Source organism: Edaphobacter modestus (assembly GCF_004217555.1).
GTDB lineage: Bacteria > Acidobacteriota > Terriglobia > Terriglobales > Acidobacteriaceae > Edaphobacter > Edaphobacter modestus.
This window is the reverse complement of the sequence record NZ_SHKW01000001.1, coordinates 5,615,273-5,631,075: the sequence shown is the minus strand read 5'-3', so window position 1 is coordinate 5,631,075 and position 15,803 is coordinate 5,615,273. Positions and strand designations below refer to the sequence as shown.

12 protein-coding genes are annotated in these 15,803 nt (G+C 59.4%); 4 read left to right on the top strand and 8 right to left on the bottom strand.

The features are described from left to right. Positions 1-56 precede the first annotated feature (56 nt). From BDD14_RS23745 to BDD14_RS23720, 6 genes are all read right to left on the bottom strand, one after another. Complete coding sequence (locus tag BDD14_RS23745; RefSeq protein WP_242618165.1) at positions 57-1,157, bottom strand: DsbA family protein; 1,101 nt, start codon at positions 1,155-1,157, stop codon at positions 57-59. A gap of 46 nt (positions 1,158-1,203) precedes the next feature. Further along, positions 1,204-2,880 carry an NAD+ synthase gene (locus tag BDD14_RS23740; protein WP_130421808.1) on the bottom strand — a complete coding sequence of 559 codons (1,677 nt, stop codon included), beginning with the start codon at positions 2,878-2,880 and terminating at the stop codon, positions 1,204-1,206. A 51-nt stretch (positions 2,881-2,931) separates the two neighbouring features. Beyond that, complete coding sequence (locus BDD14_RS23735) at positions 2,932-4,371, bottom strand: sugar transferase (RefSeq protein WP_242618164.1); 1,440 nt, start codon at positions 4,369-4,371, stop codon at positions 2,932-2,934. Between the two features lie 430 nt (positions 4,372-4,801). Then, the gene (locus tag BDD14_RS23730) at positions 4,802-5,824 is read right to left on the bottom strand and encodes an ABC transporter ATP-binding protein (RefSeq protein WP_130421804.1); all 1,023 of its coding nucleotides are present in this window, start codon (positions 5,822-5,824) and stop codon (positions 4,802-4,804) included. 56 nt (positions 5,825-5,880) lie between these two features. Beyond that, positions 5,881-6,603, bottom strand: a complete 723-nt coding sequence (mobA, locus tag BDD14_RS23725) for a molybdenum cofactor guanylyltransferase (RefSeq protein WP_130421802.1) — start codon at positions 6,601-6,603, stop codon at positions 5,881-5,883. Next, positions 6,603-8,006, bottom strand: coding sequence for a dipeptidase (locus BDD14_RS23720; protein WP_130421800.1), 1,404 nt, complete (start codon positions 8,004-8,006; stop codon positions 6,603-6,605). The genes mobA and BDD14_RS23720 overlap by 1 nt, the downstream gene beginning before the upstream one ends. A gap of 205 nt (positions 8,007-8,211) precedes the next feature. On the opposite strand from BDD14_RS23720, the gene BDD14_RS23715 reads away from it, so the two are divergent. Both BDD14_RS23715 and BDD14_RS23710 read left to right on the top strand, forming a co-directional pair. Next, positions 8,212-8,619, top strand: a complete 408-nt coding sequence (locus tag BDD14_RS23715) for a cupin domain-containing protein (protein ID WP_130421798.1) — start codon at positions 8,212-8,214, stop codon at positions 8,617-8,619. 84 nt (positions 8,620-8,703) lie between these two features. Beyond that, a complete protein-coding gene (locus tag BDD14_RS23710) occupies positions 8,704-9,507 on the top strand; it encodes a class I SAM-dependent methyltransferase (protein WP_242618163.1) in 804 nt (267 codons plus the stop codon). Here the strand turns inward: BDD14_RS23710 and BDD14_RS23705 are convergent. Continuing rightward, positions 9,504-10,010, bottom strand: a complete 507-nt coding sequence (locus tag BDD14_RS23705) for a MarR family winged helix-turn-helix transcriptional regulator (protein ID WP_130421796.1) — start codon at positions 10,008-10,010, stop codon at positions 9,504-9,506. The two genes, BDD14_RS23710 and BDD14_RS23705, sit on opposite strands and share 4 nt — an antisense overlap. A 39-nt stretch (positions 10,011-10,049) precedes the next feature. Between BDD14_RS23705 and BDD14_RS23700 the strand changes: the two genes are divergently transcribed. Continuing rightward, the gene (locus tag BDD14_RS23700) at positions 10,050-11,663 is read left to right on the top strand and encodes a DHA2 family efflux MFS transporter permease subunit (protein WP_130421794.1); all 1,614 of its coding nucleotides are present in this window, start codon (positions 10,050-10,052) and stop codon (positions 11,661-11,663) included. Here BDD14_RS23700 and BDD14_RS23695 read toward each other — a convergent pair. Beyond that, positions 11,660-12,430 carry a bestrophin-like domain gene (locus tag BDD14_RS23695; protein ID WP_242618275.1) on the bottom strand — a complete coding sequence of 257 codons (771 nt, stop codon included), beginning with the start codon at positions 12,428-12,430 and terminating at the stop codon, positions 11,660-11,662. The two genes, BDD14_RS23700 and BDD14_RS23695, sit on opposite strands and share 4 nt — an antisense overlap. A gap of 330 nt (positions 12,431-12,760) precedes the next feature. Between BDD14_RS23695 and secA the strand changes: the two genes are divergently transcribed. Then, a complete protein-coding gene (secA, locus tag BDD14_RS23690; RefSeq protein ID WP_130421790.1) occupies positions 12,761-15,766 on the top strand; it encodes a preprotein translocase subunit SecA in 3,006 nt (1,001 codons plus the stop codon). The last annotated feature ends 37 nt before the right edge of the window (positions 15,767-15,803 follow it).

Genomic DNA, 15,803 nt, shown 5'->3' with positions numbered 1-15,803 from the left:
AGCCTCGGCCGTAGCCGAGGCTTTTCCTTTGTTTCTATCTCGTCTCTGGATCGAGATTATCGGTTCAAACTCGGAGTCGTCAGACGGGGAGCGGGGGCAGGAGCAGCGCCCGTGCCGACACCATCCTGAGCGGCCTGATACGAGACGATGGTCTTCAACGTCTCATAAGGCAAGGTCGCGCTGAGCGGAATAAGACGGCCGTTGATCGCCAGCATCGGCGTCTGCTCGACGGCCATATCCTGGGCAAGCTTGATCGAGGCCCCCACCGCCTTCTTGGTGTCCTCGCTGGCAGCACAGACATCGACGGCACCGGCATCAAGCCCTGCCTTGGTAACCGCATCTTTCAGAGTCTGGTCACCGGTAGCGGGGGTAAGGGCTGCCTGTTTGTCGAAGACGTCCGCGGCAAAGGGGAAGAATGCCTCGTTCTTCTGTCTTGCGATGCAATAGCCGTACGAAGCTGCCTTGTAGGCAAAGGGATGAGTATCGACGATGGGAAAGCTCTGGAAGACAACCCGCGCGTTGGGAAAGTCCTGAACCAGCCGATCCATCGTGGCCTGGGCTTCCTTGCAGCGTGGGCACTGAAGATCTGCGAACTCGACCAGCATAAGGTCTTTGCCTGCTGCTCCGCGATAGGCTCCGTCTGCATGATCCTGCAAGGTCTTACGGGCATCGGCGAACGGTGTGGCTCCAAAGGGGATGATTCCCGAGGCATCGGCGATAGCATGCTTGCCGTCGGGCGTAACAAAGAACGACGCCGAGGCGACCTTCGCATTCGGCTTCTTATCAGAGACAAAGACCACGACCTTGCTTACGCCGGGAGCCTGTGTCGTCTGGATCGCCTCGACACGCCAGATGCGGTCGGAATCGTAGCCCCACAGAGCCTTGAGGAAGGCATCGACCGTTGCGACCGTGGGAGTGGTCGCGGTAAAGAACTTCGGGTTGACCGGCGGAAACGGGTCGGGATGGCTGGAGGGATCGAGCGTCTCCAATTGCAGCGGTCGACGTGGAGCAGGAGCTGCCTGAGCGGGCTGTGCCGGCGCGCCCTGCTGGGCAGGCGCCGTCTGCTGCGGCGGGGTGCCAGTTGCCTGGGCGGAAGCGAAGGTGGCTGCGCACAGGAACGGCGCAAACGCGGTCGACAGGATATAAGTTCTCTTCAAAATCAAAACCTTCCTTCTTGGGTGGCCACAAACGGCCGTGCCTGTATTAAACCTGAACCTTGACGGCAATGGGAAACCTGCGCCCGATTCCGAACGATTTCTGCGTAACTTTCAGAACCGGAGCCGCCTGCTGACGCTTATACTCGCTCTGCTCGACAAGCTTCAGCACGGAGCGGACAAGCGTGAGATCGAGATTCTGCTGGCGGGCAATCTGTTCGGCAGAGAGGAAATGTTCAACATACTCCATCAAAATAGGATCGAGAACCTCGTACGGCGGAAGCGAGTCCGTATCGCGCTGATCGGGGCGCAGCTCGGCTGAGGGCGGCTTCTCGATCGTGTTTCGCGGAATGATCTCGGCGGAGCGATTGGCGTAGCGTGCCAGCTGGTAGACGCGCGTTTTGTAAACGTCGCCGATCACGGCGAGAGCGCCAACCATATCGCCATATAGAGTGCAGTAACCGACCGACATCTCGCTCTTGTTGCCGGTAGTGAGAACGAGTGCTCCGAACTTGTTCGACATCGCCATCAGCAGCGAACCGCGAATGCGCGACTGAAGATTTTCTTCCGCAAGGCCAAAGGGAGTTCCCGCGAAAAGAGGCTCAAGAACCTTCTGGAACTGAGCGAAGACGTCGTGGATAGGAAGAAGCTCGAATCGGATGCCAAGATTGTGCGCCAGTTTACGAGCGTCATCAATAGACCCGAGCGAAGAGTATTCGCTCGGCATGCCGATGCCGACGACGTTCTCGGCTCCGAGGGCCTCCACCGCGATCGCAGCCACGAGCGCGGAGTCGATCCCTCCACTGAGTCCGATGAGAACTTTGGTGAATCCGCATTTGCGCACGTAGTCCCGTGTTCCAAGCACGAGTGCCTGCCAGACCTCGACAATCTCGCCACAGGGAGCAGGAGCAGCTTCGGTCGTTGCGGCGAGATCGAAGACGACCAGATCTTCCGTAAAGCAGCCCGCGCGAGCAACCACGGCTCCGGTCGGGTCCAGAAGAAGCGAGGAGCCGTCAAAAACCAGCCCATCGTTGCCGCCAACCTGGTTCACCAGAAGAACGAAGGCACGGTGACGCTGCGCAATCGCGGCAAGCATGCGCTGGCGGACTGCCGGCTTACCCTGGCTGAACGGCGATGCCGAAATGTTCAGAATGAGGCGCGGATGCCGATCGAGCCGCGTGGCGTCCGCGAGCCACTGCTGCATCAGCGCATTGACGGGGTCGATCGGATAAAGCTGGCGAGGCCAGAAGTCTTTATCGTTCCAGGCGTCCTCGCAGATGGTAATGGCTACTGGCTGATCACCCACAAAGGTTAGGCATTGCGACGTCGCTGGTTCGAAGTAGCGCTGCTCGTCGAAGACGTCATAGAAGGGGAGGAGCATCTTCTGTTGCACGAAGACAGTCTTCCCTCCGGAGAGAAGGACTGCGACGTTCGATACGCGTTTGCCGACGTGCGAGGCCGCTGGCATGACGGAACCGACGAGAAGCGCGGGCCGGCCCGGCTCGGAGGTCCACGCTGCGATCTCTTCTACTGCTCGGACGGCGCGTTCGACGAAGGCGGTTTTTTCAAGGAAGTCGGCTGGAGGATAACCGCAGACGGCCAGTTCGGGAAAGACAACGAGCCCGACTTCCTGTTCGGCAGCACGGGCCGCGTATTCGAGGATCTTTCTGGTGTTTCCGGTGAAGTCTCCCACCGTAGGGTTGATCTGCGCCAGAGCTATCTTCACGTCTTTAGTCTAACGCCTCCCTCACCCAGCGAGCGAAGGAGGCGGCCAGACCTAGCTTCCCGTTCCGGCGAAGACCACGCCGAGGGTACGCGCAAGGATCTTCATGTCGAGCCACAGGCTCCAGTTTTCGACATAGGCCGTATCCAGAGAGATATAGCTGTCGAAAGAGGGATCCTGCCGCGCCTCTACCTGCCAGAGACCCGTAATTCCAGGCAGAACATCGAGGCGGCGAAGGTGGTCGAGGTCGTACTGCTCGACCTCCCGCGCAATCGGAGGCCGCGGACCGACAAGACTCATATCGCCACGAAGAACGTTGTAAAACTGCGGCAGCTCATCGAGAGAATACTTCCGCAAACGACGCCCCACACGAGTAATGCGAGGATCGTTGGAGATCTTGAACAGCACGCTGTCGCGCTCATTCATGTGAGCCAGCTGCTCTTTCAGCTTGTCGGCATCGTTGACCATGGTGCGGAACTTGTAGCAGGCGAAGGTGCGGCCTTTGCGCCCGATGCGATGCGCACGGTAAAAGATGCTGCCTTTGGAGTCCAGACGAACCGCGATAGCAATCGCCAGCATAATAGGCGACAACACAGCCAGCGCGATCGACGAGAGCGTAATGTCGAGCACCCGCTTGAGCAGGAAGGCTCCAATCGGAAAGTCACGGCGATGGAGAGGAATGGTTGGAAACTGGCCGATATATTCGACCTGAGCATTCCAGGCGAGACCATCGTAGAGATCAGGCACGACCCGGACGTCGATGCCCGCCTGCCTTGCCTCTTCGACCGTACTGATGATGAGTTTTTTGTCGCCGGGTACAGAGAAGAAGATTTCGTCTACAAAAAGAGATCTGGCCAGTGAGAGGCAGTTTCGAACATCACCGACGACATCCGCATCGCCAAGCTCGGCTTCCCTCTCTGTGAGAGCCACGAATCCCTTGAAGCGAAATCCGAGGTGCTGGAGAGAGTCCAGATGATTGCGCAACGCGTGCCCTACGCGTCCCGCTCCTACGATCAGCACGTTGCGAGTCTCGATGCCCGCAAGGCTGCGGCGATAGAAGCTTCTTCTTTGAAGAGCGCGGCGCATGCAGAGCAACGCTGTCGAAATGACGACCGTCAGCATCACAACCATGCGCGAGACCGCGTTGCCATTGGAGAGATACAGCGTTCCGCAGAGGACCAGACCCGCGGTCAGCGAGCCCTGAATGGTCATGCGTTGCTCGTGTAAGCCGCTCCGTCCCTGAATAGGCCCATAGAGCCCATACGAGCGCGAAAAGAAGATGATGCACAGTGCATACCACAACACATAAAACAGCATCGTGTGCGGCGAAGCATGCAGCAGACTGGGAACGACCGAATAAGCCGGAAGCTGCGCTGGAATCGCAGTGTGAACTCGCAGCGCCAGTAGGCCAGCGAGCAACACTGTCATAAGGTCGAGCGAAGCCCAGAAGAGGCTCGTCACCGAGGGGCGACGAAAAACTCCAATCGGCCCCACCTGATCTCGACTTCCTTTAACAGATGACTTTCGTCCTGAGACAATTACTTGCTGTAGATAGTCTGGAGTCGCCATAATCTCACGCCCTGCAACCAGGGTTCCCAGGCTTGAAAGGTTGGCGGTGACCGTCCACATGACAAAAAAAAGACAGGGACGTCTTAACCAACAGAAAATATCAATTAGTCAGTTTGACACAAGGCTGAAACGGAAAGTTGCTTTGCAAACTCTTTGCGAACTTCTGCTGTCGTTACTTGGGGAGTTAACTCCATCTATACAGTAGTTTATCGGTAACAATCGCCCCACGCAACTGAATGCCAACTCTGTTGTAGAGCAAAAATGTAACCTTTGCGATTCCACTAAAGGGGAATGGCTGTTGATAACTTTCTGAGGCATATTTGATTGGATGCGCGTTGCGGCGAAAGGTCGTCGTTTATGAATTTGGCATGACAAGTTCATCAAGCTGAAGAAATTCGCGCAGAATCGGATCGTCGCTCTTTTCCATCTCTTCCATCGTTCCAAAAAAATGTGCCTTCCCCGCATGCAAAAACACAACGCGGTCGGCAAGCTTCTTGGCAAATCGCATATCGTGCGTGACGACGATGCTTGTGAGATGAAGCTGCTGCTTCAGCCGCTCGATCAGATCGCCGAGCAGGTGCGCCATCAGCGGATCGACCATCGTCGTCGGCTCGTCATAAAGAATGGCCTCCGGCTGTGCGGCAAGAGCACGCGCAATCGCAACCGAACGCTTCATGCCCGTGGAAAGGTCGGAGGGCAGAATGTCTTCCATGCCCGCCACACCGACCATCTCGAGCAGGCCCTTAACCACCTGCAGGATCTGCTCCTCTGTAAGCTCGCCACGCTCACGCAGGGGGAACGCGACATTCTCCCCCACCGTGATGGAATCAAAGAGCGCGCCGTTCTGAAAGACCATCGTCAATTTGCGCCGGACGATCTGCATCTTTCGCTCGTCGTAGCTCGTGATGTCATCTCCCGCCACACGGATGGTTCCGCTATCCGGCTTCAGGAACCCCATCAGCATATGCAGCGACACCGACTTTCCGACACCGCTTCGCCCCAGAATGCAGAGCGTCTCTCCGGGAAGTACGCAGAAGCTGACATCCTCGAGAACAACAAAACCGTCGAAAGACTTCGAGACATGCTCGAAGGAGATGTAAGAGCCAGGCTTATTGCGGGTCTCGGGAACCGCTTCGGCCGCGGCCTCGTTCTGCTGCGCCGCCTGCCCCATGAACTCTTCCACGACAGGTGCGACATCGGCAGACACATCGGAGATAAGCGGGGCCTCGGCTTCGGAACGCGCTTCAAGACGATCATCCGAGACGTGCGCCGCCCCTTCGGAATCATCTTTTCCGAAGAGGTCCCGCTTCTCGTGCTCCGAAGCTTCGTGCTGCCGGGTAGAGCCGTACTGCTGATTCTCCGATCGATCGCGAGCCATTTGTCTTCCTCTTCCCTATTGTTGCATCGGATACACCCACCAGGGCTCGGGGTTTCTCAACCGTCCAGAGCATCAAGATGCTGCAGCGCCTCCGCAAATTCCTCTGGCGTATTCAAATTCTCAAACCAGAGATGCGATGCAGCTCGCTGAGCCGGGGTAAGAATGCTCTCACGATCCCCTTCCCAGCCGTCCCCTCCAAGTTCTTCAAACAAGGAGAGCGCGTCTTCCTGCGTCCATGGATGGCGAAGAAAAACCTCTTCCAGCATGACGCTGCGCCGATGAGCGAGTGTGCGGGCAGCTTCCTCGATCGCCGGATAGAGCTTGTACCGGCCCTGCGTGGCCGCGGCGGAAAGCAAAGGCAGCATCTCCCGATGGAGGAGGCACAGCGTTGGCTGCGGAACTTCATCCACAATAAAGATTCCAGCCCTCGCTCCTTGCTGCCTGAGGACACCGCCAGCCCAGCGCCGTAGCAAGGCCGCCGGCAAAAACGGCATATCGACCGGAACGATCATGGTCCATTCCTGACTTGTGTGCGTGAGTGCCGCTTCCATACCTCCCAGCGGGCCACAGCTCTCACGAAGATCGGGCACCAGCGGAGCGAAGGACGCAAGCTCCGGCCGACTGCCAAGAATGGAGACATTCGGGGTCAGGCGCCGAAGTTTCGAAACCGCATGTTCGATGAGAGGCCTGCCTGCAAGCGGAAGCAGGGCTTTATCCCGCCCCATACGCGAGCTTCTGCCCCCGGCCAGAACATAGGCTGCGAGCGAAGTTCCGTTCATCAGGCACCGACTTTGGCGAGAAAACGCACGATCGATTCGATGCCGCGATGAAAGTTTGCAAGGTGAAACTTCTCGTTGGGCGCGTGCAGATTGTCATCCGGCAGGCCGAAGCCCATCAGCAGTGTAGGCATGTTAAGCTCGCGCACGAAATCACCCACGACGGGAATGGAGGCACCGCTGCGCACGAAGACCGTCTCCGTAGCAAAGACCTCATGCATGGCGCTGGTGGCAGCTTTGACGTAAGGATTGTCGGTCGAAACGACGATCGGATCGGCGGAGTGGATTAATCGGACTGTAACCTCGACCCCGCGAGGGACGATGGATTCAACGTAGGCCTTGTACTGAGCGAAGATCTCCGCCGGCACCTGATCCGGCACAAGGCGCATGCTGATCTTGGCAACAGCTTTTGCGGGGATGACCGTCTTCGCTCCTGCTCCGATGAACCCCCCCGGCATTCCATGCACATCGAGCGTGGGCCGAGTCCAGATACGCTCCAGCACGCCATACTCTGGCTCACCGATCAGCTCACGAGAGCCGATCTGGTTCTCTCGATAGCGCTCCTCATCGAAGGCCAGGGTCTTCCACGTTCTGAGTTCATCGGAACTGGGTGCAGCGACCTTGTCGTAGAAGCCAGGAATCAGGATGCGTCCATCCTCATTCTTGAGCTTCGCGATCATCTGAGCGAGCGCGACAAAGGGGTTCGGCGCTGCTCCACCGTACATACCGGAGTGGAGATCCGTTCGGGCGCCACGGACCTCGAGCTCCGTATAGATCATGCCGCGCAGACCGACATACAGCGTGGGAAGGTCGGGAGCGAACATATCGGTATCGCTGATGAGCACTACGTCGGCACGAAGCTGACCACCGTGCTCCCGCACAAACCATGCGATTCCCTCGCCGCCCACCTCCTCTTCCCCTTCAATAAGAACGCGAACATTGACGGGCAACTTGCCCTGGTGTGCGTCAAACAGCGACTCGAGCGCCTTCACGTGCATCCACATCTGACCCTTGTCGTCGACGGCTCCGCGGGCATAAAGATTGCCATTCCGTTCCGCAGGCTCAAACGGCGGCGTTGTCCACTCGTCCAGGGGCTCCGCAGGCTGCACGTCGTAGTGGCCATAGCAGAGTACGGTGGGAACCCCCTCTCCCGCGTGAAGCCAGTCGGCATACACCAGCGGATGGCCGTCGGGATGGCCGTCGGTCACGGTCTCAACCAGGCGAACGTTCTCCATGCCAATGCGGCGAAGCTCCCCGGCGATGAACTCCGCGGCGCGGCGCACATCCGGGGCATGCTCCGGCAGCGTGGAGATCGACGGTATACGCAAAAGCGCCTTCAGCTCTTCGACGAAACGCTGCTGGTTGCCGCGCGCAAACTCGATTGCCGCCGCCGTATTCTCTGCCATGAGATCGCTCCTTTTCCCTTTGGTGCGCTCTGCTCCATCATGCAGGAGAGGAAGCGCACGAATCATAAGTATGCAACGCGGTGCGCCTCGAAGTCAGCCCGAGCCGGAAAGAGCGCATCCAACAACCCGTAGACATAGGCCACCTGTAGGCGTAGGCCACCCATAGGCGTAGGATGTTGGCCTGAACGGGGAGGAGAGAAGAGCGATGACCACTTCACGAGACGACGGCAACATGATCGATGATCTTGCGCGATTCGACCTGACGCAGGAGATCGCCGATTCCCGAAGCAAGAAGCCCTGGACTGCCGGCCATTTCGCAAAGACCCTGTTTAAGAAGGCGGATTTCAGAACCGTTCTGATCACGATGGAGCGTGGCTCCCGGATGAAGGAGCATCATACCGACGGAACAATCTCCGTACAGGTCCTTGAAGGAGAGATCCGCTTCACCGCTCAGGGCAAAACTCACGATCTGCCACAGGGCAGCCTCATGACGCTGAGCGCCTCGATTCCGCATGAGGTCGAGGCCGCAAAAGACGCGGCGTTTCTTTTGACCATCGCGTGGCCCAGCAACCAGGAGCTGCTGGAGATGAAACACCGAGGCTACGGCACCTAGCCGTCAATTCGCACAACCGGAGGACACGGTGGAACGCCGTGCCGTCTCTATCCGAGACAGCTTATCCTGTGCCAAGAAATTCTAATGTTGCTCGCGCGAACAGCCGGAAGCGGCAACAATAGCCTTCACATGGAAACCACCGGACAGAGTTGGAATACAGAGGCCTACGCCGCGAACGGCCGCTTCGTCGCAACACTTGCTTCAGCTGTTGTCGATCTGCTTGCCCCGCAGCCCGGAGAGCGCATTCTCGACGTAGGCTGTGGAGATGGCGTGCTGACCGAACAGCTTGCGGCAGCCGGAGCACGGGTCAAGGGCGTGGACTCCTCCCTGGCGATGCTCGAAGCCGCGAAGAAGCGAGGCCTCGACGTAGAACACCACAGCGCCGACGCCCTTCCCTATCGGCACGAGTTTGACGCGGTCTTCTCGAATGCCGCATTGCACTGGCTCTCCGAAGATCGCCATCCAGCCCTGCTGGCATCCATTCATCGCTCGCTCAAACCCGGTGGCAGGTTCGTGGCGGAGATGGGAGGTCAGGGTAATATCGCGGCAATTCGCGCGGCGTTATCGGCAGTCCTTGAGCCCTACGGCATCGACCCCGAAGAGGCGGCGGCATCGTTTTATCCGGCTCCAGCCGTATATCGGCGCCTGCTCGTGGCCGCTGGATTCACGGTGGTGTCCATCGACCTGATTCCGCGACCGACTCCGCTTCCAAACGGCATGACAGCGTGGCTGGAGACCTTTCGCAATGGCGTCCTGGACAGGCTGTCCCCAGCGGATCGTGCGAACGCGCTCGACCAGACCGTCCGGCTGCTGCAGCCGATTCTCCGCGACGGCGACGGAAACTGGGTTGCCGATTATGTAAGACTGCGATTCGCCGCCCGCGCCTAGCGGCAGCCCCCGGCCGATTCGTCCGCAATATCGAGATTGCAGAGGCAACGCTCCAGCAACGCATTGAATCGCGTCAACTCACTGTCCGTGACCCCCTGCCAAAGCCCGGCCTGCAACCCCCGCACCGTCTTTTCGACCGACTGCACGAGCCGCTCTCCCGCAGGTGTAATACGTGCCGTAACGATCCGGTCGTTCACCGGGTCCTTGCCCCGCACGATGAAACCGGCCTCTTCCAGGTGTTTAAGCAGCGCTTGAGTGGTCTGCGGAGTGATGTAGCAGGATCGGGCAAGCTGCGCACCGGAGCTGCCAGGCGTATTGCGCACGGCAAACAGCACCTGCATCTGCGCGGTGGTAACGCCCTGGGGTCGAAGCTCATCGTCCATCAGCACGCGAAAGTGCGTCAGGATGCGCTTCATGGCCCGTAGCGCCTGCCTGGTCTGCTGATACCGCTGGTCCCGCTGACTCTCGTCCACAGGCTTCGAAATGTTCGATCTCTTTGCCAAATTAATATCAGTAAGCTGATATTATCTCAGGAAGCTGATATGTCAACCGCCGTCGCTACGCTGAGCCTCGCTCCCCCCATCTGGAAGCCGCGCCATAATCCATGGGCCGTCGCCCTGACGGTGACGCTGGCGACCTTCATGGAGGTTCTCGACACCTCGATCGCAAACGTTGCCTTGCCTCACATGGCCGGCACACTCGGCGCCAGCCAGGACGAAGCCACCTGGGTCCTGACCAGCTACCTCGTCTCCAGCGCCATCGTGCTTCCCATCTCCGGATGGCTCTCCAACCGGTTCGGACGCAAGCGCTTCTACATGACCTGCGTGGCGTTGTTCACCATCTGCTCGCTTCTCTGCGGTCTCGCGCAGACGCTTCCCATGCTCATCATCGCTCGTATCCTGCAGGGAGCCGGCGGCGGCGGTCTCGCGCCCAGCGAGCAGGCAATCCTCGCCGACACCTTCCCTGTCGAAAAGCGCGGGCAGGCCTTTGCCGTCTACGGCATGGCCGTAGTCGTTGCCCCCGCGATCGGACCTACGCTCGGCGGCTGGATCACGGATAGCTTCAACTGGCACTGGATCTTCTTCATCAACATTCCGGTCGGCTTGCTCTCGCTGTACCTCAGCAATCGCATGGTGGAAGATCCACCGCACCTTAAGGTCCGCATGAAGCAGTCCCGCAACGAACGGGTCGACTTCTTCGGGCTTGGCCTGGTCGCCATCGGCGTTGGCTTCCTCGAGTTCACGCTCGACAAGGGACAGGAGAAGGACTGGTTCGGCTCGCAGATGATCGTCACCTGCGCGATCCTCGCACTCGTGACCCTCATCACCTTCGTCATCTGGGAGTGGAACCACTCCCATCCCATCGTCGATCTGAAGCTGCTGAAGAACCGCAACTTTGGAACCGCCGTCTTTCTGCAGCTGGTCCTGGGCATGGTGCTGTTCGGGAGCACGGTGCTGATCCCGCAATATCTGCAGGTGCTTCTGGGATACACCGCCGAACGCGCAGGCATGGTACTCTCCCCCGCCGGTTTTGTGATGATGATCATGATGGCGGTGGCGGGCCGTTCGCTGGGTAAATTCGACCCGCGCCTGATGGTGGCGATGGGCTACGCCGCAACCGCGGCGGGTATCTACAACCTCACGCGGCTCGATCTCAATACCGCCTTCACAACCGTGACGCTCTGGCGCATGATCCAGGTGGTCGGCCTGCCCTTTGTATTCATCCCCATCAGCACGCTGAACTATGTAGGCGTTCCCGCGGACAAAACCAACCAGATCTCCAGCCTCTCCAACTTCGCGCGCAACCTGGGCGGAAGCATGGGAACCGCGCTGCTGACGACCTATATCTTCAGAAGCTCACAGGTCCACCAGGCCGCACTCGCCGCAAACGTAATCCCCGGCAGTGTTCCTTACCGGCTGTATATGGATCGCATGACGTCCATGCTGATCTCGCACGGAACGTCCACGGCAGCCGCCACGCAGATGGCTATCGGGCACGCCTACCAGGAGATGCTGCGCCAGGCGCAGATGTTGAGCTATGAGAGCGCGTTCTTTATCCTCTCCGTCGTCATCTTCTGCCTCATCCCCCTGCCGTTCGTCATGCGGCTGCCCGAAAAGAGGGTCAAGCCTGATCCGGAGGCAATGGGCGGACACTAGTGTTTCTCCTGCGATTCCATCGCCTTCAGGGCCAGCACGAACGACCCCGGTTGAACCGCTACCGCTCCTTCATAAGGCCGCGCCAGATCGGCGATCGCCGATAACGCGGTTGCCACCACAAAGGTAAGCGCTCCCACCTGGCAGTAGTGAAGCCACTTTTTGTCGTTCCCCAGCAAGCATGACGAAACAATCGTAGCCCCTCCGCCTAGAACCAGCAGAACCCACAACAGCGAGGGCATCTGGTCGCTGCGCTGGTGTTCGCGCATATTCCTCCGCTCGGCAAGATCGCTCATGGCGTACTGGATATGATCGATGCTGTTGGTCACGATGGCGGTCTCTGGCTTTGCGGTCTCGAGAACCTGCCACATCTCACCCAGAACAGCAGTTGTAGGACGATCTTCCTGCTGGTGCTGCATGGCCGGCCACTCCTCCTTCACGACAACCGATTCATAGCGCCGGGCCAGCTCACGGATTCGCTCTTTCTGGGGAGAAGGCAGTCCCCCTGCGACCCGGTAGACATTCAGCATCGAGGTCGCTTCAAGATCCGCATCGATCTGGGCTGCCCGAAATCCCTCCCATACCGTGTAGAGCATGAAGCCCAGAATGACTCCATACGTGGTCCCGAGCACCCCCAGCTGCCATCCGGTCACGTCGTTGAGCAGCTTGCGATTCTGAATCGGCCATAGACGATTCAGAACCATAACCAGCAGAAGCGCTCCGGCAACGGAAAGACAGATCACAATCGATGTTTGCGCATAGCTCAGCATCACGGGGATCACCTGCCTGATTCGCCAGAGTAAGCCATCCGCTCCCGCCCTCTTTCTGCCGGGAAGCGAATGGGAGTGCGGCCGCTCCTATTTCATGGAACTTTCATGAATCCGGCGGGAAGCATTCTTTCGGTACATGTCTTCTCCTGGGTGTATGCGAGACGAGGATGCATGTGTATGCGAGATTAGCCCAAAGCCGGCGGCAGTGTCAGCCGTTCTCTTTTTTTAAGAACAGGTTACGAATCGCCCCAGTCGGTGCGCGGCCATCGTCCGAACCATTTACACTGATAAGTGGGTAAGGATTCTGCGCCACCACGAAGGACATAGGTTTTGTTCAACTCAGTCTTAGCAAAAGTCTTTGGAACCAATAATGAGCGGGCGGTCAAGCGGCTGGTACCGACCGTTGCCCAGATCAACGCGCTCGGGTCCGCCACGGAGGCACTCAGCGACGACGAGCTGCGCAATAAGACGGCTGAGTTCCGGCAGCGGATCGTCGAGGCTATCGCGGGCATCGAAGACACTCCGGAGAACGCAGACGCGCGTTCCGCCGCCGAAACGGCCGCACTCGACGCCATTCTCCCCGAGGCCTTCGCCGTCGTCCGCGAGGCCGGCCGTCGCGTCGTGCACATGCGCCACTTCGACGTGCAGTTGATTGGTGGAATGGTGCTGCACTCCGGCAAGATCTCCGAAATGAAGACCGGCGAAGGAAAAACCCTCGTCGCTACCCTTCCCTGCTACCTCAATGCACTCGCCGGACGCGGTGTGCACGTCGTCACGGTCAACGACTATCTGGCCAAGCGCGACGCCGAGTGGATGGGCAAAATCTACGGCTTCCTCGGCCTTTCGGTCGGCGTCATCGTGCACGACCTCGACGATACGCAGCGCCGCGAAGCCTATGCCGCCGATATTACCTACGGCACCAACAACGAGTTCGGCTTCGACTACCTGCGCGACAACATGAAGTTCGAGATCGCCGACCAGGTCCAGCGCGGACACTACTACTGCATCGTCGACGAAGTGGACTCCATCCTGATCGACGAAGCCCGTACGCCGTTGATCATCTCCGGTCCCACCGACCAGACCACCGACAAGTATGCCCGCGTCAACGTCATCATTCCCCAGCTCGAAAAGGGAGAGCTGATTGAGACGCTCGAAAACAAGACCTGGAGCGGGGACTACGTCGTCGATGAGAAGACCCGCGCGATCACGGTTACGGATGAGGGCTGGGAGAAGATCGAAAAGCTGCTCGGCATCGGCAACATCGCCGACCCGGAGAACTGGGACCTGAAGCACCATGTCGAGGTCGCCATCAAGGCGCACTCCCTCTACAAGCGCGACGTCGAATACGTCGTGAAAGAGGGCGAGGTCATCATCGTCGACGAATTCACCGGCCGCCTCATGCCGGGCCGGCGCTGGTCCGACGGCCTGCACCAGGCAGTCGAAGCCAAGGAAGGCGTCACCATCCGCAAGGAAGACCAGACCCTTGCGACCATCACCTTCCAGAACTACTTCCGCATGTACAAGAAGCTCTCCGGCATGACCGGAACCGCCGAGACCGAGGCCGCGGAGTTCGACAAGATCTACAAACTCGAGATCGTCGTCATCCCGACGAACCGTGCCATGCTGCGAATCGAGAATGCCGATGTGGTCTATCGCACGGCCAAGGAGAAATACTTCGCCGTGGCCGACGAGATCGCCCGCCTGCACGAGGAGCGGCAGCCGGTCCTCGTCGGCACCACCAGCATCGAGAAGTCCGAGCTCCTCTCGGAGATCCTCAAGCGCAAGGGCGTTCGCCATGTCGTGCTGAACGCGAAGTTCCACGAGAAGGAGGCCGAGATCGTCGCCCAGGCTGGCCGCTTGGGTATGGTGACGATCGCGACCAACATGGCCGGCCGCGGAACCGACATTCTTCTTGGCGGCAATCCCGACTTCATGGCCCGTCAGGACCTCGTGCGCAAGTCGCAGGCTCGCGCTGTCTCCGCCGCGGAAGGAACCATCTCGCCGGTCGCAGGACCGGGAATGTTCCGCTTCTATTACCAGTCGCAGGAGTTCGAGACGACGCTGGAGTCCTGGGACGCCGCCGTCGCCGCTCACTCCAGCGCCGCCCAGAAGGAGCATGACGCCGTCATCGCCGCCGGCGGTCTGCACATTATCGGCACTGAGCGCCACGAAAGCCGCCGCGTCGACAACCAGCTTCGCGGACGCGCCGGACGACAGGGCGATCCCGGAGCCTCCCGCTTCTACCTGTCGCTTGAAGACGATCTCATGCGCATCTTCGCGCGGGAATGGGTCTCCACCCTGCTGCAGCGGCTCGGAATGGAGGAGGGCGTGCCCATCGAGAGCGGCATGATCTCCCGCCGCATCGAGGCCGCGCAGAAGGCCGTCGAAACCCAGAACTTCGAGTCCCGCAAGCACGTCCTCGAGTATGACGACGTCATGAACAAGCAGCGCGAGGCCGTGTACGGCCTCCGCAAGCAGCTGATGCAGGGCGTCGATCAGAAGCAGCTCATCACCGACGACTATCTCTCGACGATCCTGTCGAACATGCTGGATGAAAACACTCCCGAAAAGGTAAATCCGGAAGAGTGGAAGACCGAGGCCTTGTTCACGCAGATCTTCGATCAGTTCGGATCGCATCTTGAGAATGAGGTTGACGTCTCGAATCTCAATCGCCATGAACTGGGCGAAGCCATCTTCGAAAATCTCCGGGGCCGCTATGAGATCAAGGAGCGCATCCTTGGCCCGCAGGCGATGCGCTATCACGAGCGTGTGGTCATGCTCAGTGTCCTCGACGGTCTCTGGAAAGACCATCTGCTCCAGATGGACCACCTGAAGGAGGGCATCGGTCTGCGCGGCTACGCTCAGCAGGATCCCCTGGTGGCCTACAAGAAAGAGTCCTTCGAGATGTTCGAGACCATGATGATGCGGTTCCAGGAGGACACGCTGCGGCACCTCTTCCGGATGCAGATCATCGGTCCCGACGGCACTCCCATCGAGAGCGTCGACCAGCTCCCTCCCGGCTTCGGAGGTTTCGGCCCATCCGTTCCGGAACTCCCCGCACAGCCGGAACTCGCTCCCGCATCGACGCATCCTGCAGCGCCGGAGCACGCGCCCGTCCCGATTCCCACCCGTGCGCCCTCCACGACCATCGATGCCCTCGAGCGCGAGTTCCAGCGGAAAAAACAGCGTGAGCTCGACCAGGCCCGCGCCGTGGGAACCGCCACTGCGACCAACGGGAACGCTCCTCGTGTCACCGGCGAGAAGGTAGGACGCAACGATCCGTGCCCGTGCGGCTCCGGCAAGAAGTTCAAGAAGTGCCACGGCACCGAGGCATAGCAGGCCGGAATCCACGAATATCGACCGCGGCAAACGA